Annotated in this window: 13 protein-coding genes and 1 pseudogene; 7 read left to right on the top strand and 7 right to left on the bottom strand. The window is 72.6% G+C overall.

The features are described 5' to 3' along the window. Positions 1-65: 65 nt before the first annotated feature. Entirely contained in the window at positions 66-1,925 is a 1,860-nt protein-coding gene (locus tag DMB38_RS12125; RefSeq protein ID WP_125935183.1) for an ABC-F family ATP-binding cassette domain-containing protein, read from the top strand. 122 nt (positions 1,926-2,047) lie between these two features. Continuing rightward, complete coding sequence (locus DMB38_RS12120; RefSeq protein ID WP_125935182.1) at positions 2,048-3,802, top strand: PQQ-binding-like beta-propeller repeat protein; 1,755 nt, start codon at positions 2,048-2,050, stop codon at positions 3,800-3,802. Between the two features lie 44 nt (positions 3,803-3,846). Here the strand turns inward: DMB38_RS12120 and galK are convergent, their stop codons facing one another. From galK to galT, 3 genes are read right to left on the bottom strand one after another with little or no spacing between them, the layout of a single operon-like run. Further along, positions 3,847-5,145, bottom strand: coding sequence for a galactokinase (galK, locus tag DMB38_RS12115; RefSeq protein ID WP_240662141.1), 1,299 nt, complete (start codon positions 5,143-5,145; stop codon positions 3,847-3,849). Further along, on the bottom strand, positions 5,142-6,167 hold the full coding sequence (galE, locus tag DMB38_RS12110; RefSeq protein WP_125938972.1) for a UDP-glucose 4-epimerase GalE: 1,026 nt from the start codon (positions 6,165-6,167) through the stop codon (positions 5,142-5,144). Before galE ends, galK begins: the two co-directional genes overlap by 4 nt. 8 nt (positions 6,168-6,175) lie before the next feature. Beyond that, a complete protein-coding gene (galT, locus tag DMB38_RS12105) occupies positions 6,176-7,264 on the bottom strand; it encodes a galactose-1-phosphate uridylyltransferase (protein ID WP_125935181.1) in 1,089 nt (362 codons plus the stop codon). A 262-nt stretch (positions 7,265-7,526) separates the two neighbouring features. On the opposite strand from galT, the pseudogene DMB38_RS12100 reads away from it, so the two are divergent. Both DMB38_RS12100 and DMB38_RS12095 read left to right on the top strand, forming a co-directional pair. Beyond that, positions 7,527-9,196, top strand: a pseudogene (locus tag DMB38_RS12100) (sodium:solute symporter family protein). Positions 9,197-9,205: 9 nt separating this feature from the next. After that, positions 9,206-9,589 (top strand): hypothetical protein, encoded by a 384-nt coding sequence (locus DMB38_RS12095; protein WP_125935180.1) that lies wholly within the window; start codon positions 9,206-9,208, stop codon positions 9,587-9,589. 87 nt (positions 9,590-9,676) lie between these two features. Here DMB38_RS12095 and DMB38_RS12090 read toward each other — a convergent pair whose 3' ends face one another. Beyond that, the gene (locus DMB38_RS12090) at positions 9,677-10,372 is read right to left on the bottom strand and encodes a LuxR C-terminal-related transcriptional regulator (protein ID WP_101424136.1); all 696 of its coding nucleotides are present in this window, start codon (positions 10,370-10,372) and stop codon (positions 9,677-9,679) included. Positions 10,373-10,730: 358 nt separating this feature from the next. On the opposite strand from DMB38_RS12090, the gene DMB38_RS12085 reads away from it, so the two are divergent. Next, entirely contained in the window at positions 10,731-11,495 is a 765-nt protein-coding gene (locus DMB38_RS12085) for a response regulator transcription factor (protein ID WP_234380420.1), read from the top strand. Positions 11,496-11,556: 61 nt separating this feature from the next. Here the strand turns inward: DMB38_RS12085 and DMB38_RS12080 are convergent, their stop codons facing one another. Then, positions 11,557-12,051 carry a MarR family transcriptional regulator gene (locus tag DMB38_RS12080; protein ID WP_047016180.1) on the bottom strand — a complete coding sequence of 165 codons (495 nt, stop codon included), beginning with the start codon at positions 12,049-12,051 and terminating at the stop codon, positions 11,557-11,559. 71 nt (positions 12,052-12,122) lie between these two features. Here DMB38_RS12080 and DMB38_RS12075 point away from each other — a divergent pair, with 71 nt between their 5' ends. Next, positions 12,123-12,920 (top strand): trans-aconitate 2-methyltransferase, encoded by a 798-nt coding sequence (locus DMB38_RS12075; RefSeq protein ID WP_125935179.1) that lies wholly within the window; start codon positions 12,123-12,125, stop codon positions 12,918-12,920. Continuing rightward, a complete protein-coding gene (locus DMB38_RS12070) occupies positions 12,917-13,276 on the top strand; it encodes a VOC family protein (RefSeq protein ID WP_125935178.1) in 360 nt (119 codons plus the stop codon). Before DMB38_RS12075 ends, DMB38_RS12070 begins: the two co-directional genes overlap by 4 nt. A 155-nt stretch (positions 13,277-13,431) precedes the next feature. Here DMB38_RS12070 and DMB38_RS12065 read toward each other — a convergent pair whose 3' ends face one another. After that, positions 13,432-14,034, bottom strand: coding sequence for a TetR/AcrR family transcriptional regulator (locus DMB38_RS12065; RefSeq protein WP_240662692.1), 603 nt, complete (start codon positions 14,032-14,034; stop codon positions 13,432-13,434). Positions 14,035-14,122: 88 nt separating this feature from the next. Continuing rightward, the gene (locus DMB38_RS12060) at positions 14,123-15,166 is read right to left on the bottom strand and encodes a fatty acid desaturase (protein WP_125935176.1); all 1,044 of its coding nucleotides are present in this window, start codon (positions 15,164-15,166) and stop codon (positions 14,123-14,125) included. Positions 15,167-15,368 lie beyond the last annotated feature (202 nt).

Below are 15,368 nucleotides of genomic sequence, written 5' to 3'. Positions count from 1 at the left end.
GAACTACGCTGGGAAGCCGCCCGCCGAGGAAGCCGTCCCGACCCCCCGAGGAGCACCGCACCGCCATGGCCGCCGCCAACCTGGTCAACCTGGAAGCCGTCGACAAGGTCTACGGCACCCGCACCCTCCTCGACGGCATCTCCCTCGGCGTCGCCGAAGGCGACCGCATCGGCGTCGTCGGCCGCAACGGCGACGGCAAGACCACCCTCGTCCGCCTCCTCGCCAAGCTCGAAGAGCCCGACGCCGGCCGCGTCACCCACACCGGCGGCCTCAGCCTCGGCGTCCTCACCCAGGGCGACACCCTCAACCCGGCCGCCACCGTCCGGCACGAGGTCGTCGGCGACATGGCCGACCACGAGTGGGCCGGCGACGCCCGCGTCCGTGACGTGCTCACCGGACTCTTCGGCGGCCTCGACCTGCCCGGCTTCGAGCGGGGCCTCGACACCGTCATCGGCCCGCTCTCCGGCGGCGAACGCCGCCGCATCGCGCTGGCCAAGCTGCTCATCGGCACCCCCGGCCTCATCGTGCTGGACGAGCCGACCAACCACCTCGACGTCGAGGGCATCGCCTGGCTCGCCGAGCACCTGCGCACCCGCCGCGCCGCGCTCGTCGTCGTCACCCACGACCGCTGGTTCCTCGACCAGGTCTGCACCCGCATGTGGGACGTACAGCGCGGCGCGGTCCACGAGTACGACGGCGGCTACTCCGACTACGTCTTCGCCCGCGCCGAGCGCGAACGGATCGCCGCCACCGAGGAGGCCAAGCGGCAGAACCTCGTGCGCAAGGAGCTGGCCTGGCTGCGCCGCGGCGCCCCGGCCCGTACCAGCAAGCCGCGCTTCCGGATCGAGGCCGCCAACGCGCTCATCGCCGACGTGCCGCCGCCCCGGGACTCCGCGGAGCTGATGAAGTTCGCCAACTCCCGCCTCGGCAAGACGGTCTTCGACCTGGAGGACGTCACCGTACGGGCCGGGGGCGGCCCCGAAGGCAGGGTGCTCCTCAAGGGGCTGACCTGGCAGCTCGGTCCCGGCGACCGCGTCGGGCTCCTCGGCGTCAACGGCGCGGGCAAGACCTCCCTGCTGCGTACGCTCGCGGACGCCGCCCGCTCCGGCGGCGAGACGCAGCCGGCCGCCGGGCGGATCGTCGCGGGGAGGACCGTGCGGCTCGCGTACCTCTCGCAGGAGGTCACCGAACTGGACCCGAACTGGCGGCTGCTGGAGTCGGTCGAGCGGGTACGGCAGCGGGTGGACCTCGGCAAGGGGCGGGAGATGACCGCCTCGCAGTTGTGCGAGCAGTTCGGCTTCGGGCGGGAGAAGCAGTGGACGCCGGTGGGCGACCTCTCCGGCGGCGAGCGGCGGCGGCTGCAGTTGCTGCGGCTGCTGATGGACGAGCCGAACGTGCTCTTCCTCGACGAGCCGACCAACGACCTGGACATCGAGACCCTCACCCAGCTCGAAGACCTGCTGGACGGCTGGCCGGGGACGCTCGTGGTCATCAGCCACGACCGGTACTTCATCGAGCGGACGACGGACACGGTGCACGCGCTGCTGGGCGACGGCACGCTGCGGATGCTGCCGGGCGGGATCGAGGAGTACCTGCGCCGCCGGGCCCGTGTCCGCGAGACGCAGCAGGACCGGCAGCCGCAGGCCCAGGCCGCCGCGGGAGCGCAGCCGCAGGCGCAGGCGCGGCCGGCGGCCGGGCTCTCCGCGGCCGACGCGCGGGCGGCGAAGAAGGAGCTCCAGCGCATCGAGCGGCAGTTGGACCGGATCGGCGGCAAGGAGGGCGACCTGCACGCCGCGATCGCCGAGCACGCGACGGACTTCGCGCGGGTGGCGGAGCTGGACGCGCAACTGCGCGAGCTGACCGCCGAGCGCGAGGAACTGGAGCTGCGCTGGCTGGAACTGGCGGAGGCGGCGGAGGCCGGCTGAGCCCGCGGCCCACGGCCGGTCGCGCCCTTCGTACGCGGCCGGCGGCGGCTGTCACCCGCGGGTGGTAGAAATGAGCCACGCGACCGCAGCTCGAACGCACAGCCATCCGGGGGGACAGGGAAATGTCGCAGCCGCCACCGCCGCCGGGCCAGCCGCCGTCCGGCGGCTTCGGGCCGCCGCCGGCCGAGGACCCGCAGCAGCCCGGTTACGGATATCCGCAGACCCCGCCGCCGCCCGCGCCCGGCGGCGGCTTCGGCGCGCCGCAGGAGCCGCAACAGCCCGCGCAGCAGCCGCAGTACGGCTATCCGCCGGCGCAGCCCCAGCCCTCGCAGGTCCAGCCACCGCCGCCGCCGCAGGCCCCGGCCGCGCCCCCGCAGCAGCCGCAGGAGCACTACAGCTTCGCGCAGCCCGCCCCGCAGCACTCCGGCGGTTACCCGCAGGCGCAGGTCCCGGGCATGCCCGCCAAGCAGGAGACGCAGAAGCTCGTCCCCGTCTGGGCGGTCATCGCCGCGGTGGTGGCGATCCTCGTGGTCGCGAGTGGTACGGGCTTCTTCCTCACCCGCGACGACGGCGGCACGCAGGCCGGCGGCGGCGGGGGCGGGGGCGGCGGGGGTGCCAAGAAGGCCGTCAGCGACAGCAAGCCCGCCAGCGCGGACGGCGAGTTGCTCTTCGGCGTCCCGTACCCGCAGGCGGAGGAGGGCGCGACCTGGCCCGCCGAGGGCCAGTGGGCGACCGAGAAGATCTACGCCAAGGGCGAGCTGAACGCCGTCAAGGGGTACGACACCACGACCGGCAAGGAAGTCTGGGAGCTGCCGACCGACGGCCTGGTCTGCGGCGCCTCGCGGGCGGTCACCGACGACGGCAAGGCCGCCATGCTGGTGCAGGACGGCAAGGTCTCCGACCCGGACGACACCTACGCGCCGTGCTCCGAGGTCGTGGTCTTCGACGTCAACAGCGGCGAGGAGCTGTGGAAGCAGCACGTGGCGACCGCCGACGAGAGCCTGAAGTTCGAGTACGTGACCATCGCCGACGGCACGGTCATCGCCTCCGGCCTCTCCGGCTCCGCGGCGTTCCCCCTCGCCGGCGGTGACCCGGTGTGGCAGACCAAGCCCACCACCGAGTGCAAGGACCACGACTACGCCAGCGACGGGACGAACCTGCTCGGCCTCGTCTTCTGCGGCTCGCTCAACGAGGACATGAAGGTCCAGAAGGTCGACCCGGCCACCGGCGGCATCTACTGGTCGTACGACGTGCCGGACGGGGTGCAGAGCGTCCAGGTGCTCAGCGTCGAGCCGCCGGTGATCACGATCGGCGCGGGAAAGACCACCGAGACCGACATCTTCGCCCTCGACGAGGGCGAGCTGCGCTCGAAGATCTCGCTGGGCACGGAGACGGCGGGCCCGCGCTACAAGCCGGGTTGCGACTACTCCGACGGCGCCGAGTCGTGTACGACGGTGGCGGTGGACGGGGACACGATGTATCTCCCGTCGCGCGAGCACCAGGGCAAGAGCGACTACGGCGACACGAACGAGATCGTCGCCTTCGACCTCGACACGGGCAAGCCGACGAAGAAGTACGACGCCGGTGAGAAGCGGACGATGGTGCCGCTGCGGATGGACGGCGGCAAGATCATCGCGTACCGGAAGGGGACGTACGACTCGGGTGGCGAGATCGTCGCGATAGACCCGCGCTCCGCCAAGGAGGAGACCTGGCTGGAGCTGCCGAACGACACGGCCGAGGCCGAGGCGACGCTCACCTACAGCGACAGCGTGCCGTACATATTCGAGCACGGCCGGTTCTACCTGGCGCAGGACATCATCAGCGACCGCGACGACGTGGAGTACTTCGCCCTCGCGTTCGGCAGCAAGAAGCAGTGACGGCCGGCTGCCAGGCGCCCCCGGCCGGGGGCGCCTGACCGTCCTCAGACCAGCCGGCGGGCGCCCGCGCCCGGGACGGCGGTGAAGATCCGGGGCGGGCGGAAGTCCGCCGCGGCGAAGGCCGATGCGACGGCCTTGCCGACCGTGTCCGCCGCGTCCGTCTCGGCCAGCACGATCGCCGAGCCGCCGAAGCCGCCCCCGGTCATGCGCGCGCCGAGCGCGCCCGCGGCGACCGACGACTCGACGACCACGTCGAGTTCGCGGCAGGAGACGCGGAAGTCGTCGCGCAGCGAGGCGTGTCCGGCGAGCAGGACCGGCCCGATGTCGCGGGTGCGGCCGGCGTCGAGCAGCGTGATGCACTCCTCGACGCGCCGGTCCTCGGTGACGACGTGCCGGACGAGCGGGCGCACCGCCGGATCCGTCAGCCGGGCCAGCGCGGCGTCCAGCTCCGCGTACGGCACGTCGCGCAGCGCCGGTACGTCCAGCGCCCGCGCCGCCGCCTCGCAGCCGGCCCGCCGCTCGGCGTACTCGCCGTCGCCCAGGGCGTGTTTGACCTGCGTGTCGACGACGAGCAGCGTGAGCCCCCCGGCGGCCAGGTCGAAGGGCACGGCGCGCTGCGTGAGGTCGCGGGTGTCGAGATGGAGCAGGTGGCCCGCGGTGCAGCAGGCGGAGGCCATCTGGTCCATGATCCCGCTGGGTACGCCGACGAAGTCGTTCTCGGCGTGCTGGGAGACCTTCGCCAGCCGTACGGGGTCGAGGCCCAGGCCGTACAGGTCGCTGAGCGCCAGCGCGGTGGAGACCTCCAGGGCCGCCGACGAGGAGAGCCCGGCGCCCGTGGGGACCGTGCTCTCGTAGTGGATGTCGGCGCCGGCGAAGTCCGCGAAGGCGTCGACAGTGCGCCGCAGCGCCCACACCACGCCCGCCGGGTAGGCGGCCCAGCCGCCGCGGTCGCCGCCGACCGTCAGGGGGTCGATGCGGTCGACGGGCAGCTCGGTGAGGCGGGATTCGCCGTCGCCCGAGTGGAGCCGCAGCACGCCGTCGTCGCGGCGGCGGGCGGCGGCGAGGGTGGTGTGGGGGAGGGCGAGCGGCATGACGAAGCCGTCGTTGTAGTCGGTGTGTTCACCGATGAGGTTGACGCGCCCGGGCGCGGCCCACACCCCGGCGGGCCGCTCCCCGTACAGCTCCGCGAACGCCGCGGCCGCCGCCTCCGCCGCGCCCGCCGCACCCGCCGCGGCCGGTCCTGCCGCGGCCGGTCCTGCCGCGTCCGGTCCGGCGGCGTCCGTCTCCGCGGCCTCGCGGCCCACCGCGTCCCGGCCCGCCGCCGTCGTCTCCCCGGCCGTCATGCGTCCCCTCCGCCTTCCCCCGCGCCCGCACCCCGCCGTGCGAAGTCCCAGGCGTCCGACACGATCCCCGCCAGCTCCGTACGCGACGGCCGCCAGCCCAGTTGCTCCTTCGCCGCCTGCGCCGACGCCACCAGCACCGCCGGGTCGCCCGCCCGCCGCGGTGCGACCACCTCGGGCACGGGGTGCCCGGTCACCTGGCGGACCGTCTCGATGACCTCGCGCACGGAGAACCCCGCGCCGTTGCCGAGGTTGCAGATGCGGTGCTCCCCGGGGCGCACCGCGTCGAGCGCGAGCAGATGCGCCTCGGCGAGGTCCGCGACGTGGATGTAGTCGCGGATGCAGGTGCCGTCGGGGGTGGGGTAGTCGTCGCCGAAGACGGAGATCGACTCGCGCCGCCCCAGGGCGACTTGGAGGACCAGCGGGATGAGGTGCGACTCGGGGTCGTGCCGCTCGCCGTACGGGCCGCCGCCGCCCTGCGCGGGCAGATAGGCGCCGGCGACGTTGAAGTAGCGCAGCGACGCGGCGGCCAGTCCGTGGGCGTGGCACTCCGCGCCGATCATGTGGTCGACGGCGAGCTTGGAGGCCCCGTACGGGTTCGTCGGCGCGGTGACGGCGTCCTCGGTGATCGGCACGGACTCCGGCTCGCCGTAGGTGGCGGCGGTGGAGGAGAACACCAGCCGCCGCACGCCCGCGTCGCGCATGGCGGCGAGCAGCTCCAGGGTGCCACCGACGTTGTTGCGCCAGTACTTCTCGGGGTGCGCGACGGACTCGCCGACCTGCGAGGAGGCGGCGAAGTGCAGCACGCCGTCGTACGAGGAGTCCAGCCACTTCGCGGCGTGCTGGATCCGGTCCTCGACGAACTCGGCGCCCTCCGGCACCCCGTCGCGGAACCCGGTCGACAGGTCGTCGACCACGGTCACCCCGTGCCCGGCGGCGAGCAGGTGCGCCGCGACGACGCTCCCCACGTACCCCGCCCCACCGGTCACCAGATACTTCCGCCCGCCCCCGGCACCCCCGGTCACGTCATGACTCACTTGCCAGCTACCTCTCGCAGTCGCTCCGCCGCCTGTTCGGGCGGCACATCGGTGACAAAGGCGTCCATCGCGGACTCCGAGCCTGCAAGGTACTTCAGTTTGCCCGGGCTTCGCCGGATCGTGAACAGTTCGAGGTGCAGAGCGTAGTCATCCCGCCCCGGCGCCCGCACCGGTGCCTGGTGCCACGCCGAGATGTACGGCGTCGGGGGCTCGCCGGGGCCGAAGATGCGGTCGAATCGGCGCAGGAGTTCGAGGTAGACCTCCGGGAACTCCGCGCGCGCCGCGTCGCCCAGCGCCGGGAGGTCGGGCACCCGCCGGCGCGGGTAGAGGTGGACCTCGTACGGCCAGTGCGCCGCGTACGGCACGAACGCCACCCAGTGCGCCCCCTCCAGCACCACCCGCACCCCCGCCGCCGTCTCCGCGGCGACGACGGTGTCGAAGAGGTTCTCGCCCGTCCGTGCCCGGTGCAGGTCGGCGCAGCGCATCATCTGCGCGGTGCGCGGCGTGACATACGGGTACGCGTAGATCTGCCCATGCGGGTGGCCGAGGGTGACGCCGATCTCCTCGCCGCGGTTCTCGAAGCAGAAGACCTGCTCGACGCCGGGGAGTTCGCCCAGTTCCACGGAGCGGTCGGTCCAGGCGTCCAGCACCAGCGCGGCCTGCCCGGGGGAGAGGCCGGCGAACGAGGCGTCGTGGTCGGAGGTGAAGCAGACGACCTCGCAGCGCCCCGCGCCCGGGGCGCTCACGAACGGCGGTTCGCCGGTCTCGGGGCCGGGACCGCCGGTCAGCGACGGGAAGCGGTTCTCGAAGACGGCGACCTCGTAGTCGTCGGCGGGGATCTCGCTCAGCCGCCCGTTTCGGGAGGGGCACAGGGGGCACTCGTCGGCGGGCGGCCGGTACGTACGGCCCTGACGGTGGGAGGCGATCACCACCCACTCCCCGCGCAGCGGGTCGAAGCGCGCCTCCGACGCGGTGCGCGTCGGCTCCAGGGGGCGGCGGTCGGCCGCGTCCCGGACGGCGTCGTCACGCGCGTCGAAGTAGATCAGCTCGCGCCCGTCCGCGAGCCGCGTGTGCGTCTTCTTCACTGGAGCCTCTTCCTCGGCCCTGGCCTGCCCTGCCCGCCGCTCGTCATGGTCCGGTTCCCCAACACAATCGAACACAATGAACCACAAGCCAACAGGCGAGTCAACGCCGGAGCGTCGCTTACCCCAATTTATCCTTTATCAGACATTCTGGGTGCGAGATCCAACAGATAAGCAAACAGTCCCAACAGAAGCTTTCGGAATCCAACGCCATCCGTCTGGCTTCGTCTTCTGAACGCACCACGCACGGAAGCGGACCTGAAGCATGCACCCACTAGCGACAGAGCTGCGGCTCGACACCAACGCCCTCGACTACGTGATCATGGCCATGTACTTCGCCGTCGTCCTCGGCATCGGCTTCCTGGCCCGGCGATCCATCAAGACCAGCCTCGACTTCTTCCTCTCCGGCCGCTCCATGCCCGCCTGGATCACCGGCCTGGCGTTCATCTCCGCCAATCTCGGCGCCACCGAGATCCTCGGCATGGCCGCCAACAGCGCCCAGTACGGCGTCTACACCACGCACTTCTACTGGATCGGCGCCATCCCGGCGATGGTCTTCCTGGGCCTGGTGATGATGCCCTTCTACTACGGCTCGAAGGTCCGCTCCGTGCCGGAGTTCCTGCTGCACCGCTACGACCGCGGCGCGCACCTGCTCAGCTCGGTGCTCTTCTCCGTCGCCGCCGTGCTCATCGCCGGGGTCAACCTCTACGCCATGTCCATCGTCGTCGAGGCGCTGCTCGGCTGGCCGGAGTGGGTCGCCATCGTCGTCTCCGCCGCCGTCGTGCTCGCGTACATCACCCTCGGCGGGCTGTCGTCCGCGGTCTACAACGAGGTGCTGCAGTTCTTCGTCATCATCGCCGCGCTGCTGCCGCTGACGCTCCTCGCGCTCAAGCGCGTCGGCGGCTGGGACGGCCTCAAGGACACCCTCACCGCCTCCCGCGGCAGCGACTTCACCACCGCCTGGGGCGGCACCGCCATCGGCCACGCCAACCCGCTGGGCGCCAACTGGCTGACGATCGTCCTCGGCCTCGGCTTCCTCCTCAGCTTCGGCTACTGGACGACCAACTTCGCCGAGGTGCAGCGCGCGCTCTCCGCCAAGAACCTCTCCGCCGCCCAGCGCACCCCGCTCATCGGCGCGTACCCGAAGATCTTCATCGTCTTCCTGGTGATGATCCCCGGCCTCGCCGCCGCGGCCCTGGTGCCCAAGATCGGCACGTCCGGCTCGAACCTGACGTACAACGACTCGATCCCGTACCTCATGGAGCAACTGCTGCCCAACGGCGTGCTGGGCGTGGCCATCACCGGGCTGCTGGCGGCGTTCATGGCGGGCATGGCGGCCAACGTCTCGTCGTTCAACACGGTGTTCACCACCGACATCTGGGAGCCGTACGTCAAGCGCGGCCAGACGGACGCGTACTACCTGCGCTTCGGGCGGATCATCACCGTGATCGGCGTCGCGGTGAGCGTCGGCACGGCGTTCATCGCGTCCAGGTTCAGCAACATCATGGCCTACCTGCAGACGCTGTTCTCCTTCTTCAACGTGCCGATGTTCGTGGTCTTCATCATCGGCATGTTCTGGAAGCGCACCTCCGCGAAGGCCGGCTTCTGGGGGCTGCTCGTCGGCACGGTCGCCGCGGTGCTCAACTACTTCTGGATCTACAAGCAGGGCGTCATCAGCATCCCCAGCGACCAGGGCGCCAACTTCGTCTCCGCGATCGTCGGCTTCGTCGCCGGCGCGGTCGCGATGCTCGTCGTCACGCCGTTCACCCGGCCCAAGTCCCCGAGCAGCTCGCCGGCCTCGTCTACGGGACCCGCTCCCCGGGCATGTCCGAGCCCGCCGCGGCCGGCGACGACGCCTGGTACCGCAAACCTGCGCTGCTGGGCTGGGGCGCGCTCGTCCTGGCCGCCCTCTGCTACATCCCCTTCTCCTTCTAGGAGCGCACCATGAGCGACACCCACGAGCGCCCGGACGACCCGGACGGCCGCGGCCACCGCATCCCGGACACCGGGGAGCTGGCGCAGCAGATCGAGGAGCTGGAGCGCAAGTCGGCGACGGCCAGCAGGCTCTTCGACGTACGCCGGCTGATCGGCGGTCTCTTCGTCGCGTACGGGCTGATCCTCGCGATCACCGGCGCCTTCGACTCCGACGCGGAGATCGCCAAGGCGGAGGACGTACGCATCAACCTGTGGACCGGGCTGGGGATGCTGGCGCTCGGGCTCTTCTTCCTCGTCTGGCAGCTCCTGCGGCCCGTGCGGCCGCCGTCGGGGGAGGAGCTGGCGGAGGCCATCGACGGGGACGGCGGCCAGGACCGTCCGGACGCCCGCTGACCCGTGCGCCCGCCGATCCGTACGCCGCGGCCCCTGCCCGTACACGAATGTCCGAAAGCCGCCGCGCCCGCGGGCGCCGAAAAGCCGCTACGCCCCGGCCTCGCCGTCCACCGCGGGCCGGGCGGCGGCGCGGTCGAGGAGCCCCGTGCGGGCCGCCAGCGCCGCCGCTTCAAGGCGTGAACCCACCCCGAGCTTCATGAGCACGCGCTGCACGTGCGTACGGGCCGTGCTCGCGGCTATGCGCATCCCCTGGGCGATCAGCCGCGTGTCCTCGCCCTCCGCCACCCGCACCAGCACCTCGACCTCGCGCGGGGTGAGCAACTGCAGCAGCCGGGCCCCCTCGTCGTCCGGCTCCGCCGCCGGATTCAGCAGCTCCGTGAACGCGCTCTGCAGGAGCTGGGGAGCCACCGCCGCCTCCCCCGCACGCGCCTTGACCAGCGCACGCTCCACACCCTCGATGCGCTCGTCATGCCGTACGTACCCGGAGGCACCCGCGGCGAACGCCGCCGCTATGCCGCGCGGGTTCGGCACCGGGCCGAGCACCACCACCGCTATCTGCGGGCGCTCCCGCTTGATGCGCAGCACAGGGTCGAACGCCCCGGGTGCGGCCGGGGTCGCCGTGCCCAGCAGGCACACCTCAGGTCCTCTGCTCACCACCAGCTCCGCGGCGCCCGCCGTGGGCGCGGCCGCGGCCAGCACCCGGTGCCCGCGCAGCTTCAGCGCGGACGCGAGAGCCTCGGCGAGCAGGCGGTGCTCGTCGACCACGATCAGCCGAACGGCCATCTCGCCCTCCCCCCGGGGGGTCTACTGCCCCGGCAAGGTACAGCCTTACCGCTCCCGGGCCCGCCGGAACTCCGGAATCGATCCGCAACGGGGCCGTATCCGGCCGGTTTCTACTCCGCGTGGCGAACTCGCCACGGAAAGTCGGTCGTTGGGCTTCCCTTGTGGGTCCCGCGCCCTACGCTGTGGGGCAGCACCGGTGGGGGCCGGTGCCGTTCAGGGGGCGAGACCGTGGGTACGGCGCACGGGGTGGGGTAGCTATGGGACGCGGCGGCGGCCGCAGCTCAGGCGGGCGCTCCATGCTCCGAGCGCCGTATTCCGCATTCCGCGAGTTCTGGTAGTCCGCGACATGGGGGTGTCCGTGGTTCGGATCCGGGTCCTGGTGGCCGATGCCCACCGCGTGTTCGCCGAGTCGCTGGCCGCCGCGCTGGCAGCGGAGCCCGACGTCGACGTGCTGCCGGCCGGCAGCGGTCAGGCCGCGCTGCGCTCGCTGGAGCGGGCCGCGGCGGAGGGCCGCAGGTTCGACGTGTTCCTGGTCGACGCCGACCTCGACCGCGATACGCCCGCGGGCGCCCCGGTGCCCGCGCAGGCGGTCGCGGGGAACGGCTCGGCGGCGGGCGGTCCCGGCGGCATATCGCTCACCGCGCGCGTCCGCTCGGCGCACCCGCAGACGCGCACGGTGGTGCTCGCGGCCCGCGACGACCCGGCGCGGGCGGCGGCGGCGCTCCAGGCGGGGGCGTTCGGCTGGGTCGCCAAGGACAGCTCGCTCTCCCGGCTGCTGGCGGTGATCAGGGGCGTGCTGCGCGGCGAGACGCATCTGCCGCCCGCGCTGCTCACGGGCGTGCTGCGGGAGCTGACGGCGGCCCGGGAGCACCGTACGGAGAGCGAGCAGCTCGTCGAGTCGCTCACCCCGCGGGAGCACGAGGTGCTGCGCTGCATGGTCGCGGGCCTGGGCCGCAAGGCGGTCGCGGAACGGCTGTACCTGTCGCCGCACACGGTCCGTACGCACATGCAGAACGTCCTCGGCAAGCTGGGCGTGCACTCGACGCTGGCCGCGGTGGCCCTGGCCCGCCGCGCGGGCGTGGGCCCGGTGGACCTGGGCGAACCGGCCAGAGTGGGCGGATAGGCCCTCGCCTGACCCGGGTGCGGGCGGGGCGTCCGTACGGCGGACGGGGCGCTCCGGTCCGTCAGGGCACGTTGTCGAACGGGGCCGTCAGTTGCCGCAGCAGGTCCGCCAGCTCCCTGCGCCGCTCCGGCGCCAGCTCCGCGAGGATCGCCCGCTCCTGCTTCAGCAGCGCCGCCAGCGCCGCGTCCGCGCGTTCGCGGCCCTCCGCCGTGAGCCGTACGAGCACGCCGCGCCGGTCGCTGGGGTCCGGCAGCCGCTCGACGAGGTCCTTCTTCGCCAGCCGGTCGATCCGGTTCGTCATCGTCCCGGAGGTGACCAGGGTCTGGGTGAGGAGCTGCCCGGGGGAGAGCTGGTACGGCTCGCCGGCCCGCCGCAGCGCGGTCAGCACGTCGAACTCCCAGCCCTCCAGGCCGTGTTCCGCGAACGCCAGCCGCCGCGCGCGGTCCAGGTGGCGGGCCAGCCGGCTCACCCGGCTCAGCACCTCCAGCGGCTCCACGTCGAGGTCGGGGCGCTCCCTGCGCCACGCCGCGACCAGCCGGTCCACCTCGTCCCGCATGCGATCAGTGTAGTCGGTCTGTCGACATGAAGTCTCTTGACATCGAGATACGTCGGCGGAACGCTGGAGGCATGACCTCACCCTCCTGGGACCCGCAGCAGTACCTGCGCCACGAGGGGCCCCGCACCCGCCCCCTCGCGGACCTCCTCGCCCGCGTCGGCGAACTGCCGGGACGCCCGCCGCGGATCGCCGACATCGGCTGCGGCACGGGCAACGGCACCGCGCTGCTGGCCGCCCGCTGGCCCGCCGCCCACGTCACGGGGTACGACAGCTCCGCCGCCATGCTCCGCACCGCCGCCGCCCACGCCGGCCCCACCCCCGGCGGCGGCCGGATCGACTTCGCCCGCGCCGACCTCGCCGACTGGACGCCGGAGCCCGGCGCGTACGACCTGATCCTCGGCAACGCCGTGCTGCAGTGGGTGCCGGACCACTGGGAGCACTTCCCCCGCTGGCTCGCCGGGCTCGCCCCCGGCGGCACGTTCGCCTTCCAGGTCCCCGGCAACTACGACGCCCCCAGCCACGCGCTGATGCGGCAGCTCACCCGCGACCCGCGCTGGCGCGAGCGGCTGCGCGGGGTGCTGCGCGACCAGCCGGTGCTCCAGCCCGTCGCGTACCTGGAGCTGCTCTGCGACCTCGGCTGCGCCGGCGATGCCTGGGAGACCACGTACACCCACCTCCTGCACGGCCCCGACCCGGTGCTGGACTGGGTGAAGGGCACCGGGCTGCGGCCCGTCCTCGACGCCCTCGGCGCCGACGCCGACGCCTTCGTCACCGCCTACGCGGCCCTGCTGCGCACCGCCTATCCGCCGGGCCCGCACGGCACCCCGTTCCCGTTCCGCCGCATCTTCGCGCTGGGAGTCACGCCATGATCACCGGACTCGACCACGTCCAGCTCGCCGTCCCCGCCGGCAGCGAGGAAATCCTGCGCATCTTCTACGGCGACGTCCTCGGCATGACCGAGGTGCCCAAGCCGGCGGCGCTCGCCGCCCGCGGCGGGTGCTGGTTCACGTCGGGACCCGTGATGCTCCACCTCGGCGTCGAGCAGGACTTCCGCCCCGCCCGCAAGGCGCACCCCGCGCTCGTCGTCACCGACCTCGACGCGCTGGCCCGCCGGCTGGCCGTCCGCGGCCACGACGTGACCTGGGCCGACGACGAGATCCCGGGCGTACGGCGCTTCCACACCGCCGACCCGTTCGGCAACCGGCTGGAGTTCCAGGCCGCGTGACGGCTCCGCCGGCACCGGAGCGGGCCCGCCCCGGGGCCGCGGGACCGGCGGCGTACCGGGCGCCCGGAACGGCACCGGACCGCGCCGCCGTCGCGCCGCACAGCCCTGCGCACCGGGGGCCATCCGCGCATCACCGGCCCCTCGCGCGCCGCGTGCTACGCGCGGCGGTGGCCTATGAGCCGCGGCTTCGCCTCCAGGTCGCCCAGGCCGTGCCAGGCGAGGTTCACCAGATGCGCCGCGACCTCCGCCTTCTTCGGCTTGCGCACGTCCAGCCACCACTGCCCGGTGAGCGCCACCATGCCCACCAGCGCCTGCGCGTAGAGCGGCGCCAGCTTCGGATCGAAGCCGCGGGACTTGAACTCCAGCCCCAGGATGTCCTCCACCTGGGTGGCGATGTCGCTGATCAGCGAGGCGAACGAGCCGTGCGACTGCGCCACCGGGGAGTCCCGGACCATGATGCGGAAGCCGTCGGTGTACTCGTCGATGTAGTCCAGCAGCGCGAACGCCGCCTGCTCCAGCAGCTCCCGCGGATGCCCCGCGGTCAGCGCGCCCGCCACCATGTCGAGGAGCTGCCGCATCTCCCGGTCGACGACGACCGCGTAGAGCCCCTCCTTGCCCCCGAAGTGCTCGTACACGACCGGCTTGGACACGCCCGCCTTCGAGGCGATCTCCTCCACCGACGTCGCCTCGAAGCCGCGCGCCGCGAAGAGCGTGCGAGCCACGTCGACGAGCTGCTCGCGGCGCTCCTTGCCCGTCATCCGCCGCCGGGTACGGCGCGGCGGCTTCCCTTCGCCGCCGTCGCCGCTGTTGCCCGTGCTGCTCTTACCGCCGGTAGCCACGGCTCCATCATGCCGCGTCGGCGGCGGCCTCCTCACGCCGGGCCGACGCGGCGGCCGCGCCCTTGCCCGCGCCCTTGCGGGCGTCGCCGTCCTTGTTGCGCTTCGAGTCGATACGGGACTCGCTCGGCCAGCGCACGTCGTACGCCCAGCCGAGCTTCTCGAACCAGCGGATGATCCGGGCGCTGGAGTCGATCTGGCCCTTCATCACGCCGTGCCGGGCGGAGGTCGGGTCCGCGTGGTGCAGGTTGTGCCACGACTCGCCGCCGGACAGGATCGCCAGCCACCACACGTTGCCCGAGCGGTCCCGGGACTTGAACGGGCGCTTGCCGACCGCGTGGCAGATCGAGTTGATCGACCAGGTGACGTGGTGCAGCAGTGCGACCCGGACCAGCGAGGCCCAGAAGAACGCGGAGAGCGCGCCCTGCCACGACCAGGTGACCAGCCCGCCGACCAGCGGCGGGAAGAGCAGCGAGACGGCCGTCCAGAGCACGAACTGACGCGACACCCGGCGGATCGCCGAGTCCTTGATGAGGTCGGGCGCGTACTTGTTCTGCGGTGTCTGCTCCTCGTCGAAGAGCCAGCCGATGTGGGCCCACCACAGGCCCTTCATCAGCGCCGGCACCGTCTCGCCGAAGCGCCAGGGGGAGTGCGGGTCGCCCTCGGCGTCGGAGAACTTGTGGTGCCTGCGGTGGTCCGCGACCCAGCGCACGACCGGGCCCTCCACCGCCATGGAACCGGCGATCGCCAGCGCCACCCGCAGCGGCTTCTTCGCCTTGAACGAGCCGTGCGTGAAGTACCGGTGGAACCCGACCGTCACCCCGTGCAGGCCGAGGAAGTACATGAACGTCATCAGTCCGAGGTCGAGCCAGCTCACCCCCCAGCCCCAGGCCAGCGGGATGGCCGCGACCAGCGCGACGAACGGCAGCACGATGAAGGCGAGCAGCGTGATCTGCTCGATCGATCTCTTGTTCTCACCGCCGAGCGTCGCGGACTCAGCGGTGACCGTGGCCGAGCGGGGCTGCTCGTCGATCACTTCGGACGTGGACGGCATGGGCATCCCTCGGAGGCTGGGGGAACATGGACCAGCGAGGCTACGGTCCCGTAACCTACGTTGGCGTAAGTATGGCATGCCTCAGTTCCGGGCTGAAAGAGGCACGGTCCCAACGGGCGTACATACGCGCCCGTGTGGAAGGAACACCTCTTGAGTGCCCGCAGACGCCGGTTCCCATGCCGCAACCCCGCGGGCTTCGCCC

It is taken from the genome of Streptomyces sp. WAC 06738 (assembly GCF_003945505.1).
Taxonomy (GTDB): Bacteria; Actinomycetota; Actinomycetes; order Streptomycetales; family Streptomycetaceae; genus Streptomyces.
Note: the sequence above shows the minus strand (reverse complement) of the source record. Positions and strands in the feature narration are given on the sequence as shown.

What these genes read in the sequence shown, in the direction of transcription:
- DMB38_RS12125 (WP_125935183.1), top strand. Translation starts at nt 66, where the DNA reads ATGGCCGCCGCCAACCTGGTCAACCTGGAAGCCGTCGACAAGGTCTAC.
- DMB38_RS12120 (WP_125935182.1), top strand. Translation starts at nt 2,048, where the DNA reads ATGTCGCAGCCGCCACCGCCGCCGGGCCAGCCGCCGTCCGGCGGCTTC.
- galK (WP_240662141.1), bottom strand. Translation starts at nt 5,145, where the DNA reads ATGACGGCCGGGGAGACGACGGCGGCGGGCCGGGACGCGGTGGGCCGC.
- DMB38_RS12095 (WP_125935180.1), top strand. Translation starts at nt 9,206, where the DNA reads ATGAGCGACACCCACGAGCGCCCGGACGACCCGGACGGCCGCGGCCAC.
- DMB38_RS12090 (WP_101424136.1), bottom strand. Translation starts at nt 10,372, where the DNA reads ATGGCCGTTCGGCTGATCGTGGTCGACGAGCACCGCCTGCTCGCCGAG.
- DMB38_RS12080 (WP_047016180.1), bottom strand. Translation starts at nt 12,051, where the DNA reads ATGCGGGACGAGGTGGACCGGCTGGTCGCGGCGTGGCGCAGGGAGCGC.
- DMB38_RS12075 (WP_125935179.1), top strand. Translation starts at nt 12,123, where the DNA reads ATGACCTCACCCTCCTGGGACCCGCAGCAGTACCTGCGCCACGAGGGG.
- DMB38_RS12070 (WP_125935178.1), top strand. Translation starts at nt 12,917, where the DNA reads ATGATCACCGGACTCGACCACGTCCAGCTCGCCGTCCCCGCCGGCAGC.
- DMB38_RS12065 (WP_240662692.1), bottom strand. Translation starts at nt 14,034, where the DNA reads ATGACGGGCAAGGAGCGCCGCGAGCAGCTCGTCGACGTGGCTCGCACG.
- DMB38_RS12060 (WP_125935176.1), bottom strand. Translation starts at nt 15,166, where the DNA reads ATGCCGTCCACGTCCGAAGTGATCGACGAGCAGCCCCGCTCGGCCACG.